Origin of the sequence: Amycolatopsis roodepoortensis (assembly GCF_024628825.1) — a bacterium.
Classification (GTDB): domain Bacteria; phylum Actinomycetota; class Actinomycetes; order Mycobacteriales; family Pseudonocardiaceae; genus Amycolatopsis; species Amycolatopsis roodepoortensis.
Map to the genome: position 1 here is coordinate 9,385,844 of NZ_CP102415.1, position 22,072 is coordinate 9,407,915.

At 69.5% G+C, this 22,072-nt stretch carries 21 protein-coding genes and 2 pseudogenes; 11 read left to right on the top strand and 12 right to left on the bottom strand.

What is annotated here, in order from left to right:
• Together NQK81_RS44725 and NQK81_RS44730 are read left to right on the top strand one after the other, a co-directional pair.
• Positions 1–627, top strand: a complete 627-nt coding sequence (locus NQK81_RS44725) for a TetR/AcrR family transcriptional regulator (protein ID WP_257486348.1) — start codon at positions 1–3, stop codon at positions 625–627.
• 118 nt (positions 628–745) lie between these two features.
• A complete protein-coding gene (locus NQK81_RS44730; protein WP_219151582.1) occupies positions 746–1,048 on the top strand; it encodes a DUF1905 domain-containing protein in 303 nt (100 codons plus the stop codon).
• Between the two features lie 3 nt (positions 1,049–1,051).
• On the opposite strand, the gene NQK81_RS44735 is transcribed toward NQK81_RS44730, so the two are convergent.
• Positions 1,052–2,032, bottom strand: a complete 981-nt coding sequence (locus NQK81_RS44735) for an ArsR/SmtB family transcription factor (protein WP_257486349.1) — start codon at positions 2,030–2,032, stop codon at positions 1,052–1,054.
• Between the two features lie 66 nt (positions 2,033–2,098).
• Between NQK81_RS44735 and NQK81_RS44740 the strand changes: the two genes are divergently transcribed.
• Positions 2,099–3,289, top strand: a complete 1,191-nt coding sequence (locus tag NQK81_RS44740) for an MFS transporter (RefSeq protein WP_257486350.1) — start codon at positions 2,099–2,101, stop codon at positions 3,287–3,289.
• Here the strand turns inward: NQK81_RS44740 and NQK81_RS44745 are convergent.
• The 6 genes and pseudogenes from NQK81_RS44745 to NQK81_RS44770 form a co-directional block, all read right to left on the bottom strand.
• On the bottom strand, positions 3,276–3,497 hold the full coding sequence (locus NQK81_RS44745) for a hypothetical protein (RefSeq protein ID WP_257486351.1): 222 nt from the start codon (positions 3,495–3,497) through the stop codon (positions 3,276–3,278). The two genes, NQK81_RS44740 and NQK81_RS44745, sit on opposite strands and share 14 nt — an antisense overlap.
• 9 nt (positions 3,498–3,506) lie before the next feature.
• A pseudogene (locus NQK81_RS44750) lies at positions 3,507–4,668 on the bottom strand (NAD(P)/FAD-dependent oxidoreductase).
• A complete protein-coding gene (locus NQK81_RS44755) occupies positions 4,665–4,859 on the bottom strand; it encodes a ferredoxin (RefSeq protein WP_257486352.1) in 195 nt (64 codons plus the stop codon). The pseudogene NQK81_RS44750 and the gene NQK81_RS44755 overlap by 4 nt, the downstream one beginning before the upstream one ends.
• Positions 4,856–5,530: a TetR/AcrR family transcriptional regulator gene (locus tag NQK81_RS44760; RefSeq protein WP_257486353.1), complete on the bottom strand. Its 675-nt coding sequence runs from the start codon at positions 5,528–5,530 to the stop codon at positions 4,856–4,858. Before NQK81_RS44760 ends, NQK81_RS44755 begins: the two co-directional genes overlap by 4 nt.
• A 5-nt stretch (positions 5,531–5,535) precedes the next feature.
• Complete coding sequence (locus tag NQK81_RS44765) at positions 5,536–6,744, bottom strand: cytochrome P450 (RefSeq protein ID WP_257486354.1); 1,209 nt, start codon at positions 6,742–6,744, stop codon at positions 5,536–5,538.
• A gap of 411 nt (positions 6,745–7,155) precedes the next feature.
• Positions 7,156–9,186 carry an MMPL family transporter gene (locus NQK81_RS44770; protein WP_257486355.1) on the bottom strand — a complete coding sequence of 677 codons (2,031 nt, stop codon included), beginning with the start codon at positions 9,184–9,186 and terminating at the stop codon, positions 7,156–7,158.
• A gap of 106 nt (positions 9,187–9,292) precedes the next feature.
• Here NQK81_RS44770 and NQK81_RS44775 point away from each other — a divergent pair, with 106 nt between their 5' ends.
• Both NQK81_RS44775 and NQK81_RS44780 read left to right on the top strand, forming a co-directional pair.
• Complete coding sequence (locus tag NQK81_RS44775) at positions 9,293–9,766, top strand: MarR family winged helix-turn-helix transcriptional regulator (RefSeq protein ID WP_192742210.1); 474 nt, start codon at positions 9,293–9,295, stop codon at positions 9,764–9,766.
• Between the two features lie 12 nt (positions 9,767–9,778).
• Positions 9,779–11,239, top strand: a complete 1,461-nt coding sequence (locus NQK81_RS44780; RefSeq protein WP_257486356.1) for an SDR family oxidoreductase — start codon at positions 9,779–9,781, stop codon at positions 11,237–11,239.
• Positions 11,240–11,287: 48 nt separating this feature from the next.
• Here NQK81_RS44780 and NQK81_RS44785 read toward each other — a convergent pair whose 3' ends face one another.
• Positions 11,288–13,021 (bottom strand): glycoside hydrolase family 6 protein, encoded by a 1,734-nt coding sequence (locus tag NQK81_RS44785; protein WP_306856022.1) that lies wholly within the window; start codon positions 13,019–13,021, stop codon positions 11,288–11,290.
• Between the two features lie 235 nt (positions 13,022–13,256).
• On the opposite strand from NQK81_RS44785, the gene NQK81_RS44790 reads away from it, so the two are divergent.
• From NQK81_RS44790 to NQK81_RS44800, 3 genes and pseudogenes are all read left to right on the top strand, one after another.
• Positions 13,257–13,934: a response regulator transcription factor gene (locus tag NQK81_RS44790; RefSeq protein ID WP_257486357.1), complete on the top strand. Its 678-nt coding sequence runs from the start codon at positions 13,257–13,259 to the stop codon at positions 13,932–13,934.
• Positions 13,927–15,321 carry a sensor histidine kinase gene (locus NQK81_RS44795; protein ID WP_257486358.1) on the top strand — a complete coding sequence of 465 codons (1,395 nt, stop codon included), beginning with the start codon at positions 13,927–13,929 and terminating at the stop codon, positions 15,319–15,321. Before NQK81_RS44790 ends, NQK81_RS44795 begins: the two co-directional genes overlap by 8 nt.
• Before the next feature lie 57 nt (positions 15,322–15,378).
• Positions 15,379–16,344 (top strand): annotated as a pseudogene (locus NQK81_RS44800) (acyltransferase family protein); the annotation flags it as partial.
• Between the two features lie 165 nt (positions 16,345–16,509).
• On the opposite strand, the gene NQK81_RS44805 reads toward NQK81_RS44800, so the two are convergent.
• Complete coding sequence (locus NQK81_RS44805; protein ID WP_257486359.1) at positions 16,510–17,958, bottom strand: DHA2 family efflux MFS transporter permease subunit; 1,449 nt, start codon at positions 17,956–17,958, stop codon at positions 16,510–16,512.
• Between the two features lie 299 nt (positions 17,959–18,257).
• On the opposite strand from NQK81_RS44805, the gene NQK81_RS44810 reads away from it, so the two are divergent.
• On the top strand, positions 18,258–19,031 hold the full coding sequence (locus tag NQK81_RS44810) for a maleylpyruvate isomerase N-terminal domain-containing protein (protein WP_257489968.1): 774 nt from the start codon (positions 18,258–18,260) through the stop codon (positions 19,029–19,031).
• A gap of 51 nt (positions 19,032–19,082) precedes the next feature.
• Here the strand turns inward: NQK81_RS44810 and NQK81_RS44815 are convergent, their stop codons facing one another.
• Positions 19,083–19,472, bottom strand: coding sequence for a winged helix-turn-helix transcriptional regulator (locus tag NQK81_RS44815; RefSeq protein ID WP_257486360.1), 390 nt, complete (start codon positions 19,470–19,472; stop codon positions 19,083–19,085).
• A 94-nt stretch (positions 19,473–19,566) separates the two neighbouring features.
• Here NQK81_RS44815 and NQK81_RS44820 point away from each other — a divergent pair, with 94 nt between their 5' ends.
• Positions 19,567–19,974, top strand: coding sequence for a RidA family protein (locus tag NQK81_RS44820; RefSeq protein ID WP_126735045.1), 408 nt, complete (start codon positions 19,567–19,569; stop codon positions 19,972–19,974).
• Positions 19,975–19,978: 4 nt separating this feature from the next.
• On the opposite strand, the gene NQK81_RS44825 is transcribed toward NQK81_RS44820, so the two are convergent.
• Positions 19,979–20,458 carry a cupin domain-containing protein gene (locus NQK81_RS44825; RefSeq protein ID WP_257486361.1) on the bottom strand — a complete coding sequence of 160 codons (480 nt, stop codon included), beginning with the start codon at positions 20,456–20,458 and terminating at the stop codon, positions 19,979–19,981.
• 308 nt (positions 20,459–20,766) lie between these two features.
• Positions 20,767–21,198 carry a VOC family protein gene (locus NQK81_RS44830; protein ID WP_034318920.1) on the bottom strand — a complete coding sequence of 144 codons (432 nt, stop codon included), beginning with the start codon at positions 21,196–21,198 and terminating at the stop codon, positions 20,767–20,769.
• Positions 21,199–21,299: 101 nt separating this feature from the next.
• Here NQK81_RS44830 and NQK81_RS44835 point away from each other — a divergent pair, with 101 nt between their 5' ends.
• Positions 21,300–21,956, top strand: coding sequence for a GntR family transcriptional regulator (locus tag NQK81_RS44835; protein WP_257486362.1), 657 nt, complete (start codon positions 21,300–21,302; stop codon positions 21,954–21,956).
• Positions 21,957–22,072 lie beyond the last annotated feature (116 nt).

The following is a 22,072-nucleotide window of genomic DNA, read 5'->3' on the forward strand; positions in this document are numbered from 1 at the left end:
ATGACGATCATGAGTGAGGCACCGGTCGCGGGAGGTCCGTACCGTCAACCGATCGTCTCGGCGGCGATCGAGTTGACCGTGCGTTCCGGCTGGTCCTCGGTGACGATGAGCAAAATCGCGGAGATCGTCGGCGTCAGCCGTCAGACCGTCTACAACGAACTCGGTTCGAAGAGCCGGCTGGCCGAAGCGATGATCTCGCACGAACTCGCCCGGTTCCTCTCCGTGGTCCGGGACGCGTTCGAGCGGCACCCCGAAGACCTCGTCGAGGCCATTCACGACGCCGTCCGCGGCGTCCTCGAACTCGCCGACGACAACCTCCTGCTGCGCGCCATCGTCTCGGCGACGCACGGTGCCGACACCGAATTGCTGCCGCTGCTGACGTCGCGGGCCGGGAGCCTGCTGAGCGAAGCGACGGTCATGCTGCGCGGTCGTGTCCGCGCCTACGGCCCGCCGCTGGACGCTTCGCAGCTGGATGTGGCGATCGACGTCGTGGTGCGGACCGTGCTGAGCCACATCATGCAGCCGTCGGACACCCCGGCGCGCACGGCCGACGCGCTGGCGTGGATGGCTTCGCGAGTGCTCGGCGCGACGACGGCTCGGTCACTGCGGCATCCTTCGCAGGATTAGGGCGCTGCCGCTTTCCGCTGGGCGCGTGCCGCCCGATGCCCAGCGTCCAAATCCCTCCGTCCTTGCCCGCATGTGACACGACGCGGAAACTGTCGGACCCGTGTGCGAGGCTCCACCGATGATCGTCGTGTTCGATGCCGAGCTCTGGGTCTGGGACGCCCGCCGCGGGGAGACCTGGACCTTCGTCAGCCTGCCCCAGGACGTCTCCGAGGAGATCCGCGAGATCACCGACGGCCCGCGCCGGGGGTTCGGCGCGGTCCGGGTCCAGGCCGGTATCGGTGGCAGCGAATGGAAGACGTCGATCTTCCCGGACGCCAAACGAGGCGCGTACGTGCTGCCGGTGAAGAAAGCCGTTCGTAAAGCCGAGGGGATCGAGGAGGGTGATGTGGCGGAGGTGACCGTCGAGCTGATCGACCTCTGACCGTCAGAGCAGGCGTTCGCCGAGCGGTGTCGTGAGATAGAGAACGCTGCGGCCGGAGCGTTCCCGTGCGACCAGGCCGCTGTCCCGCAGGACCTTGAGGTGCTGGGAAACGGCGCTCGGCGTCACGCCGAGAGCGCGGGCCAGATCGGTCGTGGTCGCGGGGGAGGACAGCGCCGAGAGGAGGTCCGCCCGCGTCCGCCCCAGCAGCCGGACCGTGGCGGACCGGGGCGGCCGGGTTCCGGCGGTCCACAGGGCGCCGGTTCCCCTCGCCGGATAGCGGATCGTGGTCTGGGTCGAGGTGTTCCCCTTGACCAGGACATACGGCGACCCGAGGACGACCGGCATCAGCACGAGACCGCCCGGCCCGCGCGCGACGACACGATGCTGATCGCGCCACCGCTCGCCGGCCAGGATCACCCGGTCGTTGTGCCAGCGCAGATCCGGATGCAGGTCCGCGAACAACCGCTCGGCACCGCCCGCGGTCAGCGCACGGGCGTGGTAACCGACGTCGGCGTCGAGTACCGCTCGGATCCGCGGCCAATGCGGCGCGACAAGGCGGTCGTGGGCGGCGCGCAGTTCCTCGGCGACCTCCCGCAGTACGGACGCGGGGTCGTCGGCGAGGGCCGCGACGGCACCCGGAAGGTTCGCGCCGAAGACCCGGCCGAGGCTCGCCCTGACCCGGTCTGCCGGGGTTCGCCGCAGCGCGTCGAGGTCGTTGTCGAGGGAATCCCCCGAGTCTCGCGGGGCGGGGGCGAGGAACTCCGGCCAGACGAGCCTGCCGGTCACGAGCAACGGCCAGGTCCTCGAAAGGTCGAGTGGCTCGCGATCGAGTTCTTCGCGCGCCCACCGAAGCCAGGGCAGGTTGACCGCGTTCCGGTCGATCCCGGCGAGCTGCTGCACACCGGCCACGGTCTCGGACAGCGGCGAGATCGCGAACCGGGTCGCGGCCAGTTCGGCGACACCGACTTCGATGGTCATCGGCATCGCCCGAGTATGTAGGCGGGAGCTAAATGGTGTCTCCGGAACACCGGACCCGGCCACGATCCGATCATGCGCAACCTGCCCCGCGCCTACCGACGACTGTGGTGGGCCACCGGAATCGACAGTCTCGGGAACGGCGTCTTCACGGCGGCACTGCCGTTGCTGGCGGTGACGGTGAGCCGCGACGCGCGGGATGTCGCCCTGGTCTCCGCCGCGACGTACCTGCCGTGGCTTCTGCTGTCCCTCACCGCCGGTTCCGTCGTCGACAGGGTCGACCGGACCACCCTCATGTGGCGAACGCAGACGCTCCAAGCCCTGATCGTCGGCGTGCTCACCGCGCTCGTCGCGGCCGAGGCCGTCACCGTGCCGGTGCTCGTCGTACTCGCGTTCGCGCTGGGGTCTTGCGACGTCTTCTACGACAACGCGGCGCAGACGGCGCTCCCGGACCTCGTCCCGGAAAGCCTGCTGCACCAGGCGAACGGCGGCCAGCAGATGGCGCTGGTCGTCGGCAGGCAGTTCGTGGGGCCGCCCCTGGGGAGCCTGCTCTTCGCGCTCGCTTGGACGGTCCCGTTCGCCGTCGACGCGGTGTCCTTCGTCCTCGCCGCCTTGCTTCTGGCAGGGCTGCCCAAGCGACGCCCCGCGCCCTCGGAACGAGTGAAGGTCCTCGACGGACTTCGCTGGCTGAGCAAACACCGCGTGCTCCGCACTCTTGCTCTGCTCCTGGGCGTCAACACGTTCTGCGGTCAGTTCGGGAACGCGACTCTCGTCCTGTTCGTGACCGACGTGCTGCATCTCGGCGCGGGAGTGTTCGGTCTGCTGCTCGCCGGTGCGGCGTTCGGCGGCATCGTGGGCGGACTGGTGGTCGCGCGCCTGGCCGCCCGGCTCGGCGACCTCCGAGCGCTCCTCATCTCGCTCGCCGTGAACGCCGCCGTCTTCGTCGGAATGGGGTTCAGCCCGAACGTCGTCGTGCTCGGCGGGCTCTTGGCGGTGAGCGGTTTCGTGACGACGATCTGGAACGTCGTCACGGTCAGCGTCCGGCAGCGAGACGTCCCCGCGTCGCTGCTCGGCCGCGTCAACAGCGTCTACCGGCTGCTCGGCTGGGGGCTGATGCCGCTCGGCGCGTTGACCGGGGGACTGCTCGCACACAGGTTCGGGCTTCGCATCCCGTATCCGGTCGCGGGTGTCGCGCGGGGCCTCGCGCTCTTGGCCGCGCTCCCCGTGCTGATTCCGGCGATGCGGGACCGGCTTACTCCTCGGTGAGTTCGGCCAGTTGCTCCGCAGCGTCCCGGTTGCCACTTTCCGCGAGTCGACGCAGTTCGTCCAGCGCGCCGAGTTCGGTCGCCGTTTCGATCAGCTGGTCCGCCGCGTCGCTGCTGCCGGCGTCGGCCAGCCGCCGTAGTTCGTCCAGGTCGCCGCGTTCCCCGGCGTCCTGGATCCGCTCGTCGATGGCGTCCTGATCAGCGCTCATGGCACCAGGTTACGGGCATGGTGCACGCCGAAGCCGAAGGCCACGCAGGCGGGCTTGTTTGGGCATGTTCCAGCCGAGGACACCGGTCACCACGCCGTTCCGCCGATATTCGGCGACGAACCGGCGTTCGGGCACCGAGCCCTCCACAATGGACACTTCGGCATCCGCGAACAGGGTGCCGTAGACGTGGATCTTGGTGTCGAAACTGGTCGGTCCAGAAGTAGGGGACCGGGGTGTAGGGCCGGTCGTCGCCGAGGATGACGGCGGCGACGTGCCCCGCCTGCTCGGTCGCGTTGGTCCGGTTCTCCAGGCGCAAGGCCACATCGAGGGTTTCGTGCTGCCAGCGGGCCACGTCGCCGACGGCGTGGACACCCTGCGCCGCACGGCACCGGGAGTCGCAGACGACGCCGTTCGCCAGCGCGAGCCCGCTGCCTTCGAGCCATTCCGTCGCCGGTGCCGCGCCGAACGCCACCACGACGACGTCCGCGGGGAGCACCTCGCCGGTCTCCAGGCGTACCCCGGTGACGCGCCCGTCGCGCGAGTCCAGTCCGGCGACCGCCGCGCCGAGCCGCAGGCCGACACCGCGTGAGGCGTGCAGATCCGCCAAGAGATCCGAGACGAGCGGGCCGAACTGGGAAGCCAGCGGTGCCGGTTGCGGACCGGCCAGCGTGACCGGGACACCCATCCCGGCGGCGCTCGCGGCGATCTCGGTGCCGAGGACGCCGTCGCCGACGACGACCGCCCGCGAGCAGGACAGCAGGTTCGCCCGCAAGGCCAGCGCGTCGTCGAGGGTGCGGAGAACGTGAACGCCGCGGAGTTCGCTCTGGCCGGGAAAAGTGCGCGGTCGCAGCCCGGTGGCGAGCACGATTTCGTCGGCGGTCAGCGCGCGCCCCGAGGCGGTGTGGACGGTCCGCTCGCGGACGTCGAGCGCGACAGCCGCGTCGCCGAGCAGGAACTCGACGTCCAATGTGGACAAGCGTTCGGCGGGGCGAAGCTGGGTTCTGCCCGGTTCCCACTGTCCGGAAAGGACCTGTTTGGACAGTGGGGGCCGGTCGTAGGGGAGATGCGGCTCCGCGCCCAGTACCATGATCCGGTCCCGGTAACCCTTGCGGCGCAAGGCCTCCACCGTGCCGAGGCCGGCGGCGGAGGCGCCGACCACGAGCACGGTCATTCGCTCACCGTGATCGCGGCGCCGGGGCAGACATCGGCGGCCTCGCGGACGATGTCGTGCGAGCCGGGGTCGGGAGTCTCCTGGAGCAGGAGCACGATGCCGTCCTCCTCCCGCTGGTCGAACACGTCGGGGGCGAGCAGCACGCAGGTTCCGGCGCCACAGCACTTGTCCTGGTCGACGGTGATCTTCATGGTCCTTTTCCTTCGTCCGGGCCGGGAGTGACCGGTGCGAGCCAGATCCCGGCGAGTGCGTCGATGAGCCCGGTCGCGGCGTCGTGCCAGGTGGACCGGGGAGTGGGGGTGCCCTCGGCGAGGGCGCGTTCGCGTTCGGCGACCATGTGGACCAGCAGCTGGCGGGCCATGTCGCCGCGTTCGGCGCGGACTTCGGCGGGCAGGTCGGGCAGGCACCGGTGGAGCCCTTCGACGATCCGCACCAGCGACGGCGAGGTCAGCGATTCCTCGACCATGATCGGGCGGAGCGCGGGGTCGGTCATCACCTGCGCGCCGAACCGTGCGAACCAGGTCGGGCTCCCGAGCGCGGCCAGGTGCTCGGCCACCGGCGTGACCAGGCAGCCGATCCAGTCCCGCAGCTCCGTGCTCTCGCCCATACCGGCGAGCATCCGGCGGCGGATCTCTTCGATCCGCCCCGAATGCCGCCGGGCGATGGCGCGCACCAGATCGGCCTTGGTGCCGAAGTGGTAGCCGACCGCGGTGTTGTTGCCCTGCCCCGCCGCTTCGCTGACCTGGCGGTTGGACACCGCGAACACGCCGTGTTCGGCGAACAGGCGTTCCGCCGCGGTCAGGATCAGTTCCCGCGTCGCGTGCGCCCGTTCGGCGCGGGCACCGGTGATCTCACTCGTCATGGGCATCACCATCGCACGGGCAGTTCCCGCAGTCCGCCGACGGCGAGCCCTTCGACCTTGCGCAGGTCCTCCGCCGCCACCGCGAGTTCCAGCGTGGGCAGTTTCTCCAGCAGGACACCGAGGACGACCTGGAGTTCGGTACGGGCGAGCGGCTGTCCCAGGCACGCGTGCGCTCCGGCGCCGAACGCCAGATGCGGGTTCGGGCTCCGGTCGAGCGCCATGTCGGCGGCGCCGTCGAAGGCGCTCTCGTCGCGATTCGCCGAAGCCATGCTGCACATCGCGGTGGTGCCCGACGGCAGGATCGTCCCGCCGACCTCGAAGTCCTCGGTGAGGTAGCGCGACATGCCGATCCCCGCGTTGGCGTCCATGCGCAGGGATTCCTCGACTGCGGTGCGGATCAGCGACCGGTCCGCGAGCAGCGCTTCCCAGCGGCTCCGGTCCTCCAGCAGCATCGCCACCATTTTCGCGATCATGTTCGCGGTGGTCTCGTGCCCGGCGATGAGCAGGCCGATCCCGGTCGCGACGAGCAGCGCGTCCGTCCAGTGCTCGCCGTCGACGTCGGTGTCGGTGATGAGCGCGCTGAGGATGTCTTCGCCCGGCTCCGCCCGCTTGGCCGCGATGTGCCCGCCCATGTACCGGCCGAATTCCGCCTGGGCGACGTCGAATTCGGCCTGGGTGTAGCGGGTCATGCTGAGCATGACGTCGGACCAGTGGGCGAACCGTTCCCGGTCGGTGTCCGGGACGCCGAGCATGTCGCAGATGACCCAGACCGGCAGCGGGAAGGCCAGCCCGGCCTTGAGGTCCGCGGGCCGTCCCTTCGCCACCATCTCGTCGATCAGCTGGACGGCCATCGCCTCCATCCCCGGCCGCAGGGCGTTCATCCGCTTGGCCGTGAACCACTTCCCGAGCATCCGGCGCCATTTCAGGTGCGCTTCACCGTGTTGCGGGATGACGCCCGCCATCTCGCTGTTGAAGACCCCACCCGATTCGGTGTCCGCGACCCGCGCCGCCTTGTCGGCGGGAGTCGGCCTGGTGAACCGGGGGTCGGAAAGGACCCGTTTGACGTCCTCGTAGCGGGTGATCAGCGTCGCCTCGTCTCCGCTCGCGAGGGAGACCCTGGCGACCGGGCACTTCGCGCGGAACTCGGCCCATTCGGCGGGCGGTGCCAGGGCGGCCTCGGTGGAAAACGGGAAGCTCGGCGGACGCTCCGTCATCGAAGGCTCCTTCAGCGTGGCGGGGGTTCGGTGGTTCACACAGTGCCCGGCTTGTTGGCATAAGTCAATCAACTGACTTAATTTGAAGAAGCTCGCTCGCGATCTCCCGGAGGCTTCGCATGACTGATCCCGAAACTGCCGGAACTCCTGGGCGCGTCGCCCGCGGACGCGGCCTGGGTCATCGCGGCGACGCTGCTCGCGAGCGCCGTCGCGAGACCGGTCGTCGGCAGGCTCGGCGACATGTACGGCAAGCGGCGGCTGCCGCGTCGATCTCCAGCGCCGTCGCCGGCGTGATCCTCGCGCAGCTGACCGTCTCGTTGGAACCGGTGCAGGTCCCGTCCCAGGACGGTTTCCAGCTGATCATGGGACTCGGTTCGGCGACCGCGCTCCTCGCGCTGGCGATCGCCGTGTTCATTCCCGGCCGGACTTCGCCAGCTTCGACGGCCACCAGATCTTCCGTCCGACGTCCACCGCCAGAGCCGGTACCAGCAGCGAGCGCACCAGGAGCGTATCGAGCAGGACGCCGAACGCGACGATGAACGCCAGCTGGGCCAGGAAGAGGATCGGCAGGACGGCCAGCGCGGCGAAGGTCGCGGCGAGCACGACTCCCGCGGAGGTGATCACGCCGCCGGTGACGCGGAGGCCGCGCAGCGTCCCGTCCCGCGTGCCGATCCAGCCCGCCTCCTCGCGGACCCTGGTCATCAGGAAGATGTTGTAGTCGATCCCCAGCGCGACAAGAAAGACGAAGCCGAACAGCGGGACGACCGGATCGGCGCCGGGGAAGTCGAAGACGTGGTTGAACACCAGCGCCGAGACGCCCATCGTCGCGGCGAAGGACAGCACCACCGTGCCGATCAGCAGCAGCGGCGCGAGCAGTGACCGCAGCAGGAGGGCGAGCACGAGGAAGATCACGACCAGGACGATCGGGATGATGAGCAACCGATCGTGCTCGGAGGTCTCCCTCGTGTCGAGCAGCGTGGCGGTGGGGCCGCCGACCTTGGTGCCGTCGACGGTGTGCACGGCTTCGCGGATCCGCTGAACCGTCGCGACGGCCGCGTCGGAGTCCGGGGGATCCGCCAGAACGGCGTCGATCTTCGCGAGCCCGCCCGCTTCGCCGGTTTGGCGGACGTCCGAGACGCCGGGGACACGGGCCAGCGCGGTGACCGCCGGGGTCTGGCCGGCGGGGGTGATGATCACCGTGGGCGAACCGGAGCCGCCGGGGAAGTAGCGCGAGAGGACTTCCTGCCCCGCGACGGAATCGACCGGCGTGAGGAAGACGTCGGACTGCGCGGTGCCGGAGGCCTTGAGCTGGGGGAGGAACGCGCCGCCCGCGAGCAGGACGACCGTGGTGACGATCCAGATCGTGCGCGGTGCGCGGGCGACCCAGCCCGACACGCGGCTCCAGAGTCCACCGTTCTCCTCGCGAGGCGGAGACACCACGGGGCGGAAAGGCCAGAAAGCGTTGCGGCCGCACAAGGCCAGGACCGCGGGAAGGAACGTGATGGTCGTGAGGAAGGCGGCGCCGATGCCGATGGCGGCGACCGGGCCGAGTCCCTTGTTCGAGTTCAGATCGCTGAACAGCAGGCAGAGCACGCCGAGGATCACGGTGCCGGCCGACGCCGCGATCGGTTCGATGGTCGAGCGCCAGGCTGTGCGGAGCGCGGAGCGAGCGTCGTCGGTCGCCCGGAGTTCTTCGCGGTACCGCGAGACCATCAGGAGCGCGTAGTCGGTGGCGGCGCCGAAGACGAGGATGAACAGGATGCCCTGGCTTTGCCCGTTCAGCGCCAGGACGTCGTGATCCGCGAGCAGGTACACCGCGAGACTCGCCGTTCCCAGCGCGAACACCGCCGACAGCAGCACGAGCAGGGGGAGCAGCGGGCTCCGGTAGACGACGACCAGGATGACCGCGACCACCGCGCCCGCGACCAGGAGCAGCAGGCCGTCGATCCCGCCGAACGCCTCCTTCAGGTCGGCGACCTGCGCGGCCGGGCCGGTCACGAGCACCTTCAACCCGGCCGGGGTGTCACGGGCGAGCGCTTCTCGCAGCGCCTCGACGCCGTCCCCGGGGTCGCCCGTGGCGTCCAGGAGCACGACGACCTGCGCGCCCGCGTCGCTCCGCGGAGCCGGGACGAGCCGGGCGTTCGAGGTCCGGTCGGCGAGGAACCGCTTGTCGCCCTCGGTCAGGCCGGAGGGCCGTTCGGCGACGACGATCGCCGGGATGACGGCGGCGCTGGAGAACTGCTTCTGGAGTTCGCCCACCTCGGTCGCCTCGGCGGACGCCGGCAGGAAGCTGCTGCTGTCGTTCTCGGTGACCTGGCTCAGCTTGCCCGCGTACGGTCCGCTGAATCCGCCGAAGATCAGCCACGCGACCGCGATCAGGGCGGGGAGCAGCCATCGCAGACGTGACCGCGTGCGGGCGGGGCGTTCGACTTCCGAGATCATGGACGGATGGCTCCCGTGGCAGTGCTACTTCGACGAGTGAATAGTTCGACCATCGAAATAGTAGAGTGGTGGCCCGGACGGGGCAGCGTGAGGGGAGGTTCCGGACATGCCTGAGGACACGGAGCCCGTCACGGACGACTTGCTCGTCCTCCTGCTGCGGCAGCTGACGGTCGAGTCGGACCGGTTCGCGGAGATGTTCGGCGAGGCACACGGCCTGCACCGGACCGACCTCAATGCGCTCGCCGTGATCATGGACGCCGCCCGGATGGGGGACCCGATGAGCCCGAGCAGGCTCGCGAGCGCCCTGCACCTGAGCGCGTCGGCGACGACGGCGGTGCTGGACCGGTTGGAGCGGGCCGGGCACCTCTTCCGGGACCGGAGCGCGACCGACCGGCGCAAGGTCGAACTGCGGATGCACGAGAAGGCGCGGGAGATCGGCTCCGAGTTCTTCCAGCCGCTCGGACGGCGCTACGCCGAAGCGTGGCGGGACATGGGAGAGGACGAGCGGCGGACGGTCGCCCGGTTCCTCCGGAGCAGTATCGCCGCGACCGTCGAAGTGCGCGGTCGCCTGGCGCCGTGAACACTCGGGGACATGCGATGTGTGGTGCTGGGAGCGACGGGTTATGTCGGCGGACGGCTGGTACCGCAACTGCTGGACGCGGGTCACGAGGTGCGCGTGGTGGCGCGCTCGCCGGAGAAGGTCGCCGAGGAGCCGTGGCGTGACCGTGTCGAGGTCGAACGCGGCGACGTCACCGATCCGGCCTCCATCGAGACGGCACTGAGCGACTGCGAGGTCGTCTACTACCTCGTGCATTCGCTGGCGCGCAAGGACTTCGTCGACGTCGACCGGGAAGGGGCGCGCACGGTCGCCGAGGCGGCCAAGGCGGCGGGCGCGCGGCGGCTGGTGTACCTGGGCGGCATCGTGCCGGACGACGAGGAGTTGTCGCCGCACCTGGCGTCGCGCGCCGAAGTGGGCCGGGCCCTGCTGGATTCCGGAGTGCCCGCCGTCGTCCTGCAGGCCGCGGTGATCATCGGTTCGGGTTCGGCGAGCTTCGAGATGCTGCGTTACCTGACCGAGCGGCTCCCGGCGATGGTGACCCCGCGCTGGGTGCGCAACCGCATCCAGCCGATCGCGATCCGGGACGTGCTGCACTATCTCGTGCACGCGGCCGATCTCCCGGCCGAGGTGAACGGAGCCTTCGACATCGGCGGGCCGGACGTGCTGACCTATCTGGACATGATGCGCCGGTACGCCGTCGTCGCCGGTCTGCCGAGGCGAGCCGTCGTACCGGTGCCGGTGCTCACTCCGTGGCTGTCCGCGCAATGGGTCAACCTGGTCACTCCCGTGCCGAAGTCGATCGCCGTACCGCTGATCGAATCGCTGGTGCACGAGGTGGTCTGTCACGATCATTCGATCGCCGAGCACATCCCCGATCCCGAGGACGGGCTGACGCACTACGAGCACGCCGTCGAACTGGCGCTGACCCGGATCCGCAACGCCGACGTGCCGACCCGCTGGTCGGACGCGTCGAGCGCCGCGGCGCCTTCGGACCCGCTGCCGAGTGATCCGGAGTGGGCGGGCGGGACGGTGTACGAGGACGATCGGGCACAGCGGACGGACGCCTCCCCGGAGGCGCTGTGGGACGTCATCGAGTCGATCGGCGGGGAACACGGGTGGTACTCGTTCCCGCTGGCCTGGTCGGTCCGCGGCTGGGCCGACCGGCTCGTCGGCGGCGTCGGGTTGCGGCGCGGGCGGCGGGATCCGCGACGGCTGCACCTCGGCGAGGCACTGGACTGGTGGCGCGTCGAATACCTCGACCGGCCGCGCCTGCTGCGGCTGCGGGCGGAGATGAAGCTGCCGGGCCGCGCCTGGCTCGAACTCGGCGTCGAGTCCGATGAGGACGGTCGGACCGTGTACCGGCAGCGGGCGGTGTTCGAGCCGCACGGGCTGGCGGGGCACGCGTACTGGAAGGGGATCGCGCCGTTCCACGGTGTCGTCTTCGGTGGCATGGTCCGCAACATCACCGGTGCGGCGCAAGGAGAAGCCTCGTGAGTGGCAGGGACGGTTAGAACCGTCCCTGCCACTCACGAGACCCACGGCCTACAGAGCCGGGTAGGCGTTCCTCAGCAACTCCTGGAACTGGGCGGAGAACCAGTGCCCGGAGAGCGGCGCGTCGGGCAGCGCGCCGGACAGGTTGTACTGGTTCCGCGGGTTGCCGGTGTACGTCGGGTCGCACATCCGGTCGAAACCCTTGCCCTCGGTGTTCGGGATCTCCTTGCTGGCACCGTCGGATTCACCCGGCGGCTTGATCCAGACGTAGGCGTCGATCCCGGGTTCCGGCGCGGCCTTGGGGCGCTCGCCGAGTCCCGCGCCCGCCTGGTTGCACCAGTTCCCGAGGTGGATGCGGCGATCCGTCTTGCTCCCGTTCACGTAGGCGTCGACCGTGGTGGACGGCCCGGGTCCGGTCGGCCGTGCGGCGCCGCCCCAGCCGTTGCGGGAGGTGTCGATGAGCATGCCGACGTCCGCCGGGAAGCCCGCCCGGATCGCCTCCTGCCGGAACGCCTGCGCGTAGGACAGTTCGTCGACGTAGCGGTTCCAGTCCACCCACTTCGACGTCCGCACCGAAGTGCCGCCGACACTGTCGTTCACGGTGAAGTACGGCTCCTTGAGCGCCCCGTAGTTCGCGGTGTTCGCGATGAAGCCGTGCACATTGGCGAGTGTGCTGCCGGAACTCTTCGCGGCCTGCGCGAACAGCGCGGCGGACGGGCCGAGGTTGTCGTCCCAGCCGAGCCAGCCGTGGTGCCCGGCGTCGATGTAGTTGTACACGTTGGGGATCGCGCCGAACTTCGCCAGCGCGTAGCCGACGCCGGCGACGTAGTTCCCGTTGGCCTTCATGACGTCGCATTGGGGCGTGGCCGTCGGCCGCGGTGTCACGTTGGTGACGAGGTTCGGCAGGGAGTCGATCTCGATCACGGTCACCACCCGCAACTCCGCGTACTTCGGATCGGCGAGGATCGTGGCGATCGGGTCGATGTACTCGGCCTGGTAGCGCGGGAGTTCGTCCGCCTTGAGTTCGCCGTTCGACGCGAGCGCGGAGCAGTCACGGCCGGGCAGGTTGTAGATCACCAGCTGGACGACCAGCGGTTTCCCGGCGGCCTGCTGGAGCGCCTCGTCGAGATGGCCGCGCAGCCCGCGGCTCGTGGCCGTGCCCTCGATGGCGGCGATCCGGTCGAGCCAGACGCCGGTCGGCTGGTTCGCGATCCGGGCGCCACCCGGTTCGGCCGCGGCCTTCGCCGACCAGTCCGGGTTCACGTACACCCCGGCGCCGGCGTAGGGGTTGTCCGCCTTGGGGCCGCCGGGACCGGGGGTCGTCGTGGTCGTGGTCGGGGTCGGGGTGGTGGTCGTGGGGACGGTGGAACCGGTGCAGGTGGTGCCGTTCAGGGTGAAGACGGCGGGTTTGGCGTTGGTGCCGGAGTAGGTGCCGTTGAAGCCGGGGGAGACGGTGGCGCCGGTGCCGAGCGAGCCGTTCCACCCCGCGTCCCGGACGGTGACCCGTGCGCCCTGCTGACCGAAGTTGCCGTTCCAGCCCTGCTGCACCTGCTGGTTTCCGGGAAAGTCCCAGCTCAGCGTCCAGCCGCCGCTGATCGGGTCGCCGAGGTTGGTGACGGTGACGGTGGCCCCGAAACCGGTGTCCCATTGGTTGGTGATCGTGTAGTCGACCTTGCAGCCCGGCGCCGCTTCGGCGTTCGAGCCCAGCACCACCGGCACCGCCACCATCGCGAGTACCGCGCAGACGGCCGATGGTGCCGAAACACCCTTTCTGCGGAATCTCATACGTCGCCTCCTTGCGACCGGAATCCGATTTGTGGGAGCGCTCCCATCGAGGACCGTAAAGGGGCGGCCGGGCCGTGACAAGGCCGAGCGATCCGAAATGTGGGATCGCTCCCGGAATACGACCAAAGGACTGAGCCGGCCGGTGGAGGACTCGTCCTGACGGCGGCGAAGCCTTCACCCGGACAGCGGGCGGGCGGTGACCGAATGTGGCCGGGCCGTATGGGATCGTGAGCGGATGAGGATCTTGCTCGTGGAGGACGAGCGACGGCTGGCCGAGTCGCTGCGCGCGGGGCTGAGCGCCGAGGGCTATGCCGTGGACGTCGCGCACAACGGCCGCGACGCGCTCTGGTACGCCGCCGAACATCCGTATTCCGCGATGATCCTCGACATCATGCTGCCGGGGCTGAACGGCTACCGCGTTTGCCGGAGGCTGCGCGAACGGGGCGACACCACGCCGATCCTCATGCTGACCGCGAAGGACGGCGAGGACGACGAGATCGAGGCGCTGGACACCGGCGCCGACGACTTCCTCCCGAAGCCGTTCTCCTACGGCGTCCTGCTCTCCCGGCTCCGGGCGCTGATCCGGCGCGGGGGAGCGACCCGGCCGGGCACGCTGCGGCTCGGCGACCTCGAACTCGACCAGGCGAGCCGTGTCTGCCGTCGCGGTACGGCCGAGATCCCGTTGACCACCAAGGAATTCGCCCTGCTGGCGTATCTGATGCAACGGCAGGGCGAGGTGGTCACCAAGGCCGAACTGCTGGAGAACCTCTGGGATTTCACCGCGTCGGCGACCGCGAATCTCGTCGAGGTCCACGTGAGCGCGCTGCGGCGCAAGATCGATCTGCCGTTCGGGGTGGAGACGATCCGCACGGTGCGCGGCGCCGGCTATCACGTGGTGGGCTCCGGTGCGTGAGTTCCTGCGGACGACCCGCTTCCGGGTCGCGCTGACTTCGTTCGTGACGTCGCTCGTCGCGCTCGGCGTCGTTTCGGCCTGGCTCGTGCTCGACGCCGAGAACCGGCTGGGGGCGGGGGCCGCGCAGGTGGCGAGGGCTCGCGCGGCGGCGATCGTGCAGCTGCTGAACACCGGCGCCGCGCCGGCCGATCTGCTCCTGCTCGTCCGGGATTCGGCCTACGAGGTGGTCGACCAGTCCGGCATGCGCGTCGTCGGATGCCCGGGTCTGCGGCACGGTCTGCTGGTCCAGGCGGACGATTATCAGCGCGGTGATTCCGTGTCGGTTCTCGAGGCGGGCGCGGTCGACGAGTCGATGGCGGGCTCGGTCGGCTGCCGGGGAGTGCTCGGACGTGACGTCGAGACCACCGAGACACGCGTGCACGTCGCGGCCGAGACGAGCGGCGACAGCAAGTACCGGATCTACGGCGCCGCCGTGGTCGACGAGTCCGGGCAGGCGGCGCTCGACGCGGTACGCGTGACGCTGCTGGTGGGTGTCCCGGTGATCGCGTTGCTGATCGGGGCGGTCGCGTGGCTCGCCGTACGCCGTTCGCTGCGGCCGGTCGAGGCGATACGCGCGGAAGTCGCGGAGATCGGCGCGCACGACCTCTCCCGCCGGGTCCCGGCCCCGGACAGCGCCGACGAGATCGCGAAGCTCGCCGAAACGATGAACACGATGCTCGCCCGCCTGGACACGGCGGTCACCCGGCAGAGCCGCTTCACCTCGGACGCGTCGCACGAACTGCGTACTCCACTGGCTTCCCTGCGGACCCAGCTGGAGGTGTTGCTCGCGCATCCGGACCGGCTGGACTGGCGTGACGCCTGCCGCAACGCGCTCCTCGACATCACCCGGCTGCAGGACCTCGTCGGGGATCTCGTGCTGCTCGGCAAGCTGGACAACGCGGAACCGGAACGGACCACCCCGGTGCGACTGTCCGAAGTGGTCGAATCCTGCCTCTCCGGCCGGCGGGGTGTCCGGGCCGGGATCGACGGGGATCCGATGGTCCTCGGCGACCGCGGCAGGCTGGAGCGGTTGCTGCGAAACCTGGTGGACAACGCGCAACGCCATACCCGCACCGGTGTCGAAGTGCGGGTGTCCACTGTGGACGAGTACGCCGTGGTCGAGGTGACCGACGACGGGCCAGGCATTCCCGCCGCGGACCGTGACCGGGTGTTCGATCGCTTCGTGCGTCTCGACGACGGACGTGCGCGTGACGACGGTGGCGCGGGTCTGGGGCTGGCGATCGTCGCCGAGATCGCCCATGCGCACGGCGGCACCGTCGAAGTCGCCGACCATGACGGCGGTGCCCGGCTCGTCGTTCGCCTGCCGTTGGCGAAAGCGCGAAGCTGAAGACCTCTTCAGCTTCCTTAAGCTTCGGTTCAGCGTCCGCGCACGAACCTTCGGGGCATGTTCGCTCCCGCACGCCGCTCGTGGTGGCGCCCCCTCGACCACGCCGACTACCTGGCATCGTCGTGGTTCCCCGGCCTGACCGGCGTACGCGCGCTCGCCGCCGTGGCCGTCGTGTTCTTCCACTACGGAGGCCCGGTCGTCGACCGCCTCCAAGGCTGGATCGCCGTGCAGTTGTTCTTCGTGCTGTCCGGCTTCCTCATCACGACGCTGGCCCTGCGCGAGGAAGACCGTGACGGCCGGATCTCACTGCGCGGGTTCTACCTTCGCCGGGTCTTCCGGATCATGCCGGTGTACTTCCTGCTCCTGGCGCTGACCACGGTCGCGGTCCTGCTCGGCGGGACGTACCAGAGCAGCAGGCTCGCCGACGCCATGCCGTACTACCTCGTCTTCGGCAACGAACTCGTCGACTTCAACACGCCTTATCCGACCTCGTGGTCGCTGGGCGTGGAGGAGAAGTTCTACCTGGTCTGGCCCGCGCTGCTGGTGCTGACTTCGTTCGCGCGAAGCGGGAAGACGGCGCTGCGCCTGCTGCTGGGCGCGTCGGCCGTCCTGGGTGTCGTGCTGTTCGCGCTGCCGCTGGCACCCTCGCACACCTGGGCGAGTCTTTCGGTGCATTACTGCTCGCTGGTCGTCGGCTGCCTGCTGGCGATGACGCTCCACCATCCGCGCGGTTTCGCCCTTGTCCGGCCGCTGACCAGCCCGGCCGTCGCCACGGCGATCGGCTGCGGGTTCGTCGTGCTGCAGTTCTCCGTCGGCCCGCTGGCGAAGGCGCTCGGCGGGCACTGGCAGTCCGTGGTGCCGGTCTACGCGGCGGGCTCGGCCTTGCTGCTCGTGGCCGTCGTGTCGCCGGGCCCGGTCCGGACGCTGCTCTCGAGCAGGCCGCTGACCTTCGTCGGAGACCGTTCGTACGCGCTCTACCTCGCCCAGACCGGCGCGGCCGGAGTCACGGGCTGGCTGCTGCCCAGCGGGCTCGCCAAGGCCGCCGCGACCACCGGTGTCGCGTTGGTGTTCGCCTGCGCGCTGCGCCGCTGGATCGAACAGCCCGCCATCGCCTACGGCCGGAAGGTGATCGGACGACGCGCGCCCGCCGTTCCTCCGGCGGAGGCGACGGCGGGCGCGAGGCGAACGTCAGTGCTGCGCGGCCACCGCACCGGTGCCGGCGCTCTTCTTGACGAAGAGCGATCCGACGAACGCGGCGAGACCGACACAGCCGGCGACCATGAACGTCGTGCGGATGCCGCCCGCGTCGGGGCTGACCGCCCCGGCGGTGGTGGTGCTGGCCGTGGCCACCGCGATGAACATGGCGGTGCCGAGGGCGCCGGCGAGCTGCTGAAGGGTGGCGAGGATCGCGCTGCCGTGTGAATAGAGGTGTTCGGGCAGCGAACCGAGGGATTCGGTCATCAGCGGCGTCATCATGAGGCCGAGCCCGCCCATCAGCAGGACGTGGATGGCGATGACCGCGATCAGCGGTGATTCCGCGCCGAGCAGGGCGAACAGCCACAGCGAGATCGCCATCGCGGCCGCACCGGGGACGACCAAGGGCCGCGGGCCGAAGCGGTCGTACAACGCGCCGACCGGGCGGCCGAGCAGGCCGAGGACCAGTCCGCCGGGCAGCACCGCGAGCCCGCTGACGAACGTGGTGGTGTGCAGGACGGTCTGCAGGTACAGCGGCAGCAGGATCGCCGCGGCGCCGAGCAGGCACATGAACAGCAGGGCCGTCAGCACCAGGGAGACGACGAAACTGCGGTGGGTGAACGGACGCAGGTCCAGCAGCGCGCGGTCTTCCTTCTGGAGGCGCAGCTGGCGCCAGGTGAACACCACGAGCGCCACGACACCGACGGCGATCGGCGCCCACGGCGGCACGGGCTGATGCCCGCCCGCGGATTCGCCGGACACCGACAGGCCGTACAGCACGCCGCCGAAACCGAGCGCGGAGAGGACCACCGACAGCACGTCGAGCGGCACCTTGCGGGTGTCGCTGTCCAGCCGCAGCTGCATCATGCCGACCACCAGGGCGGCGAGCGAGAGCGGCAGCACGATCCAGAACATCCAGCGCCAGCCGAGCGAGGAGAGCACGGCACCGCCGATGGTCGGGCCGATCGCAGGAGCGACCGCGATGACGATGGTGATCGTGCCCATCGTGGCGCCGCGCTTCTCGACCGGGACCAGGCGCATCACCGTGGTCATCAGCAGCGGCAGCATCACCGCCGTCCCGCAGGCCTGGATGACCCGGCCGGTCAGCAGCAGGGCGAAGCCCGGGGCGAGCGCGCTGACCAGGGTGCCGGTGCTGAACAGGGTGAGCGAGGCGAGGAACACCTGGCGCGGGGTGAACCGCTCGAGCAGGAACCCGGTGGTCGGGATGACGACCGCCATGGTGAGCAGGAAGCCGCTGGTCAACCACTGGACGGTGGTGGTCGGGACCTGGAGGTCGACGGTCAGGTCACGCAGCGCGACGCTCAGGATGGTCTCGTTGAGGATCATCACGAACGCGGAAAGGACCAGGACCCCGATCAGGAGGCCGGCTTTCGCCGGTGCCCTTTGCTGGTCGTGGGCGGTTTCGGGCAGGGTCTCGGTCATCAGTGAAGGGCTCCTGGAAGGGCGCGGGTCCGCGTCGGCCGCCTTCGGCGCCGGCAGCGGTGACAGCGAAGGCGAGGCTGAGTCTTTCGTTCAGTCTGCCTGTGCCGGTCGGTGTGTGTCACGTGAATTTCCGTAGTGAGTACGGTCACTGCGCTTTCGGGCAGCGGCGGACCGCACGCGAGCGGAACGGATTTCCGGTGGCAGCACGATAAAATCGGGAGGTGACCAGAGCGATCGCCGCGGATCGGTGGCATTCGGTGCGGCGAGCCTATCGGGTGACGGGCGCGCGATTCGCGGAACTGGTCGCCCGCGTTCCGGATCCGGACGCGATGGTCACCGCGGACTGGACGGTGGCCGAAACCGTCGCCCACGTCGCGATGATCGCGAAGATGTACACCTCCCTGGTGCGCCCGGAAAGCGCGTCGGTTTTGGACGCTCGCGGGCAGGACCAGGTCGAGAAGACCACTGTGGACACCGTTTCCGTGCTGAACACCTTGGTGTTGCGCGATTTTCGCGAACGCGACACCGAGGTGCTCGTCGCCGGATTGCTCGCGGACATCGAGGAAGTACTGCGGGGGACCGAGGACGCGGACCCCGGCACGCCGCTGGACTGGCTCGGCGGCTCGAAGGTGCCGCTGGCCGGCGTCCTCGCGCACCTCGTCGACGAACTGCAGATCCACGGCTGGGACATCGCCAAGGCGCAGAAGCTGCCGTGGACGATCGACCCGGCTGACGCGGCGTTGTTCTTCGATCTGTTCCTGGTGGGTGTGCTGAGCCACGACGTCGGGCACCTTCTCGACACCGACGAACCACCGCGGGATCGGCGGATCGCCGTGGCGTTCCGGTCGGCGTACACGTCCCCGGTCGTGCTGGTGCTGCAGCGGGGACGGGTGACGGTGGAGGAGCCCGGCGGGCCGGTCGACGTGCGGATCTCCTTCGACCCGCCGACGCTGAACCTGATGCTGTTCCACCGGGTCGGCAAGGTGCGTTCCGCGCTGACGCGCAAGATCGTCGTCAGCGGTCCGCGACCGTGGCTGTTGCCCGCCTTCCTGCGGGTCGTGCGTTTGCCGTAGGGCTTCGTGTCGTCCCATCCAGTCACGTGACATCGCCGGTGCGGGACCTCGTCAACTGTCGATGGGCGCGTCGAACCGTCGTCGCGAGTCTTCGATGTGGCCGAGGAACCGATGGGTCCAGTCGCACATCCCGTCGACCGTCGCGCGCAGGCCGTGCCCAGCCTCGGTGAGGGTGTAGTCGACGCGCGGTGGCACCGTCGGGTGCACCGTCCGCTCGATCAGGCCGTTGCGCTCCAGCATGCGCAGGTTCTGGGTGAGCATCTTGTGGCTGATTCCCTCGATGTCGTTCCGCAGCTCGGTGAACCGCCGGGTGTGGTCACCGATCGTCTCGATGATCAGGAGCGCCCACTTGTTGGCGACGTCGGAGAAGATCTCCCGCGCCAGCGAGTCCGCCCGCATCACATCGGCGTCGTCCGAACCGTTGAGCTGCTTGGTCACCATGAGGTTCCCCAGTCACGAAAAAGTGCGTTCTTCCAGGCCGCCGCACACTCTCCTACAGTTCCTGGGTAACCACAAGTGACTACGAGGAGTACGGATGAGCATCACCCTGGTGAACCCCGCGGGCCTGCCGGAGATCCCCGCCTACCGGCAGGTTTCGATCGCGACCGGGTCGAAACTGGTCTTCGTCGCGGGGCAGGTCTCCTGGGACGCAGACGGCGCCCTTGTCGGCGAGGGCGACCTCGCCGCGCAGGTCGAACAGTGCTACCTCAACATCGGCACCGCGCTCGCCGAGGCCGGCGCCACCTTCGACGACGTCGCGAAGATGACCGTCTACGTCGTCGACTGGACGCCGGACAAACTCGCGCTGTTCCTCGAAGGGGTGGACCGGGCGGCAGCCAAGCTGGGCGGTACCCCGGTCCCGCCGGGAACGCTGATCGGGGTCGCGGCCCTCGACGTACCCGAACACCTCGTCGAGGTCGAGGCGACGGCGGTCGTCGATTGAGCGCTCACTGACCGCGCGCGGCGCGCCAGACCGGGCTGTCGACGTAGTGGTTGTCGTACTGCTTCGACGTCGCCGCGATCTCCGCCGGGTCGGCTTCGCCACGCGCGACCCGGTCGAGGAGCCGGTAGTAGTCGAAACGGGCCATGCCCGGCGTGAAGGTGACCAGGACGTCGGCGTCCGATCCGGCGGCGGGGCCGAACGCGTGCGGCACCTTGGGCGGCACCGCGAGGAAGTCGCCCTTCTCCAGCGTGTGCAGGGTTTCCTCGACCAGCACCTGGAGTTTCCCTTCGAGCACGAAGAAGAATTCGGTCGCCCGGGTGTGGAAATGCGCCGGGGTACCGAAGACGCCGTCCTTCAGGGTCGCGCGGTTCGCGGTGAAGCCCCCGCCGGTGGTGTCCGAGTCGGCCAGCAGCGTGATTTCGCTGCCCGGCGCGTCGCTGACGATCTCGGCGTCGGCGGCTCGGAGCAGGATGGGGTCGAACATGGCGGCGTCTCCTTGGTCCTTCGTGATCTGACAGGACCAGCTTCTCGCCGCGCCTGCCCTTGATCAACGCGGAAAGTCGACCCGATCGATAATGCGGAGGTTATCGATTGCGGGCCCGCCTTCATGTGCTGGGAAGGTGTGAAGGTCGAGTTTCCTCGGCTGAGCCGAGGGAAGGGGCCCTTCACGCGCAGCCGCCGCTGTGGCTGTGTGGTCGCTGGTGTATCTGGGCCGAGAGTGGCGACCCTGGCGGTAGTGAAGGCCTCCTTCGCTACCGTCAGGGTAGGCAAGGAGGCCTTCACGGACCGCGGTCAGGCGGCGAAAACCTGCGAGTCGTCGGCGAAAGCCTTGAACTCCAGGGCGTTGCCCGCGGGGTCCAGAAGGAACATCGTCCACTGCTCCCCGGTCTGACCCTCGAAGCGGACGTAAGGCTCGATGACGAACGAGGTGTCCGCCGCGCGCAGCCGGTCCGCGAGCTTCCGGAACTCCGGCACGGTGAGGATCAACCCGAAGTGGGGCACGGGAACGTCGTGCCCGTCCACGGGGTTGTGGATCCTCTGCGGCCGCTCCGGCGCGAGGTGCGTGACGAACTGGTGGCCGTGGAGGTTCCAGTCGATCCACGTGTCGGAGCTGCGGCCCTGTTCGAGGCCGAGGACCTCACCGTAGAAGGTGCGCGCGGCGGCGAGGTCGTCGACCGGCATGGCGAGGTGGAAGCGGGGGATGGGGGAGTCGAGGACGGTCATGTCCGGGGCATCCTTTCCGGCGGGACGGCGGTTGTCGCAATGTTAACATTAGGACAAGAGCAGGGTCGCTAGTATCGGGCGTTCCGGTCGGAAGGATGAGGATGAGCGAACCCGGCAGGGTGGTGCCGGCACGTCGTCGCGGGCTGGCGGACGAGGTCGCCGACAGGGTCAGGGACGCCATCTTCGGCGGCGCCTATCCGCCCGGCGCGCAGTTGCGCGAGGTCGAGCTTTCGGAGGCGCTCGGCGTCAGCCGCGGTCCGGTGCGCGAAGCGCTGCTGAAACTGGAGCGCGAGGGCCTGGTCCGCAGCGAATGGCACCGCGGCGCGATCGTCACGACCCTGTCCGATGTGGACGTCGCGGAACTCGACAGCCTGCGGTCGGCGCTGGAACAGCTGGCCGTCCGGCTCGTGGTCGCGAACGCGCCGGACGCGGACCTGGCCGCGATCGACGAGGTCGTCGACCGGATGGACCGGGCACGCGACGAACACGAGATGGTCCGCTGTGACATCGACTTCCACGACGCGGTCTACGCGGCGTCCGGTCATCGGCGGCTCGTCGAGGCGTGGCAGGCGATCCGGTCGCAGGTGCACCTGTTCCTGCTGACCCGGATCGGCGTGAGCTCCGACGGCTACCTCGCGAGCATCCCGGCCGAACATCGCCGGCTGGCGGCCGCTCTTCGTGCTCGTGACGGCGAGAAGGCGCTCGAACTCTTCGCCGTCCATCGCGGCGAGGCCTTCGCCGTGCTGACGAGGGAGTGAACGAGCCGGACGAATTGGCGTTCAAGGTCTTGACGGCAAGGTTGGCCAAGGCTTAACTCAAGCCCTGAAATAAGACGTGTCCCGGGTCACAGGTTCCGGGCGCGGCTTGGCCACTC

Excerpts from the sequence above, each read along its gene's own strand:
- NQK81_RS44740 (WP_257486350.1), top strand. The coding sequence starts at position 2,099 with ATGCGCAACCTGCCCCGCGCCTACCGACGACTGTGGTGGGCCACCGGA.
- NQK81_RS44820 (WP_126735045.1), top strand. The coding sequence starts at position 19,567 with ATGAGCATCACCCTGGTGAACCCCGCGGGCCTGCCGGAGATCCCCGCC.
- NQK81_RS44780 (WP_257486356.1), top strand. The coding sequence starts at position 9,779 with ATGCGATGTGTGGTGCTGGGAGCGACGGGTTATGTCGGCGGACGGCTG.
- NQK81_RS44785 (WP_306856022.1), bottom strand. The coding sequence starts at position 13,021 with ATGAGATTCCGCAGAAAGGGTGTTTCGGCACCATCGGCCGTCTGCGCG.
- NQK81_RS44825 (WP_257486361.1), bottom strand. The coding sequence starts at position 20,458 with ATGTTCGACCCCATCCTGCTCCGAGCCGCCGACGCCGAGATCGTCAGC.
- NQK81_RS44790 (WP_257486357.1), top strand. The coding sequence starts at position 13,257 with ATGAGGATCTTGCTCGTGGAGGACGAGCGACGGCTGGCCGAGTCGCTG.
- NQK81_RS44760 (WP_257486353.1), bottom strand. The coding sequence starts at position 5,530 with ATGACGAGTGAGATCACCGGTGCCCGCGCCGAACGGGCGCACGCGACG.
- NQK81_RS44745 (WP_257486351.1), bottom strand. The coding sequence starts at position 3,497 with ATGAGCGCTGATCAGGACGCCATCGACGAGCGGATCCAGGACGCCGGG.
- NQK81_RS44835 (WP_257486362.1), top strand. The coding sequence starts at position 21,300 with ATGAGCGAACCCGGCAGGGTGGTGCCGGCACGTCGTCGCGGGCTGGCG.
- NQK81_RS44805 (WP_257486359.1), bottom strand. The coding sequence starts at position 17,958 with ATGACCGAGACCCTGCCCGAAACCGCCCACGACCAGCAAAGGGCACCG.
- NQK81_RS44830 (WP_034318920.1), bottom strand. The coding sequence starts at position 21,198 with ATGACCGTCCTCGACTCCCCCATCCCCCGCTTCCACCTCGCCATGCCG.
- NQK81_RS44755 (WP_257486352.1), bottom strand. The coding sequence starts at position 4,859 with ATGAAGATCACCGTCGACCAGGACAAGTGCTGTGGCGCCGGAACCTGC.
- NQK81_RS44735 (WP_257486349.1), bottom strand. The coding sequence starts at position 2,032 with ATGCCGATGACCATCGAAGTCGGTGTCGCCGAACTGGCCGCGACCCGG.
- NQK81_RS44815 (WP_257486360.1), bottom strand. The coding sequence starts at position 19,472 with ATGGTGACCAAGCAGCTCAACGGTTCGGACGACGCCGATGTGATGCGG.
- NQK81_RS44770 (WP_257486355.1), bottom strand. The coding sequence starts at position 9,186 with ATGATCTCGGAAGTCGAACGCCCCGCCCGCACGCGGTCACGTCTGCGA.
- NQK81_RS44765 (WP_257486354.1), bottom strand. The coding sequence starts at position 6,744 with ATGACGGAGCGTCCGCCGAGCTTCCCGTTTTCCACCGAGGCCGCCCTG.
- NQK81_RS44725 (WP_257486348.1), top strand. The coding sequence starts at position 1 with ATGACGATCATGAGTGAGGCACCGGTCGCGGGAGGTCCGTACCGTCAA.
- NQK81_RS44775 (WP_192742210.1), top strand. The coding sequence starts at position 9,293 with ATGCCTGAGGACACGGAGCCCGTCACGGACGACTTGCTCGTCCTCCTG.
- NQK81_RS44730 (WP_219151582.1), top strand. The coding sequence starts at position 746 with ATGATCGTCGTGTTCGATGCCGAGCTCTGGGTCTGGGACGCCCGCCGC.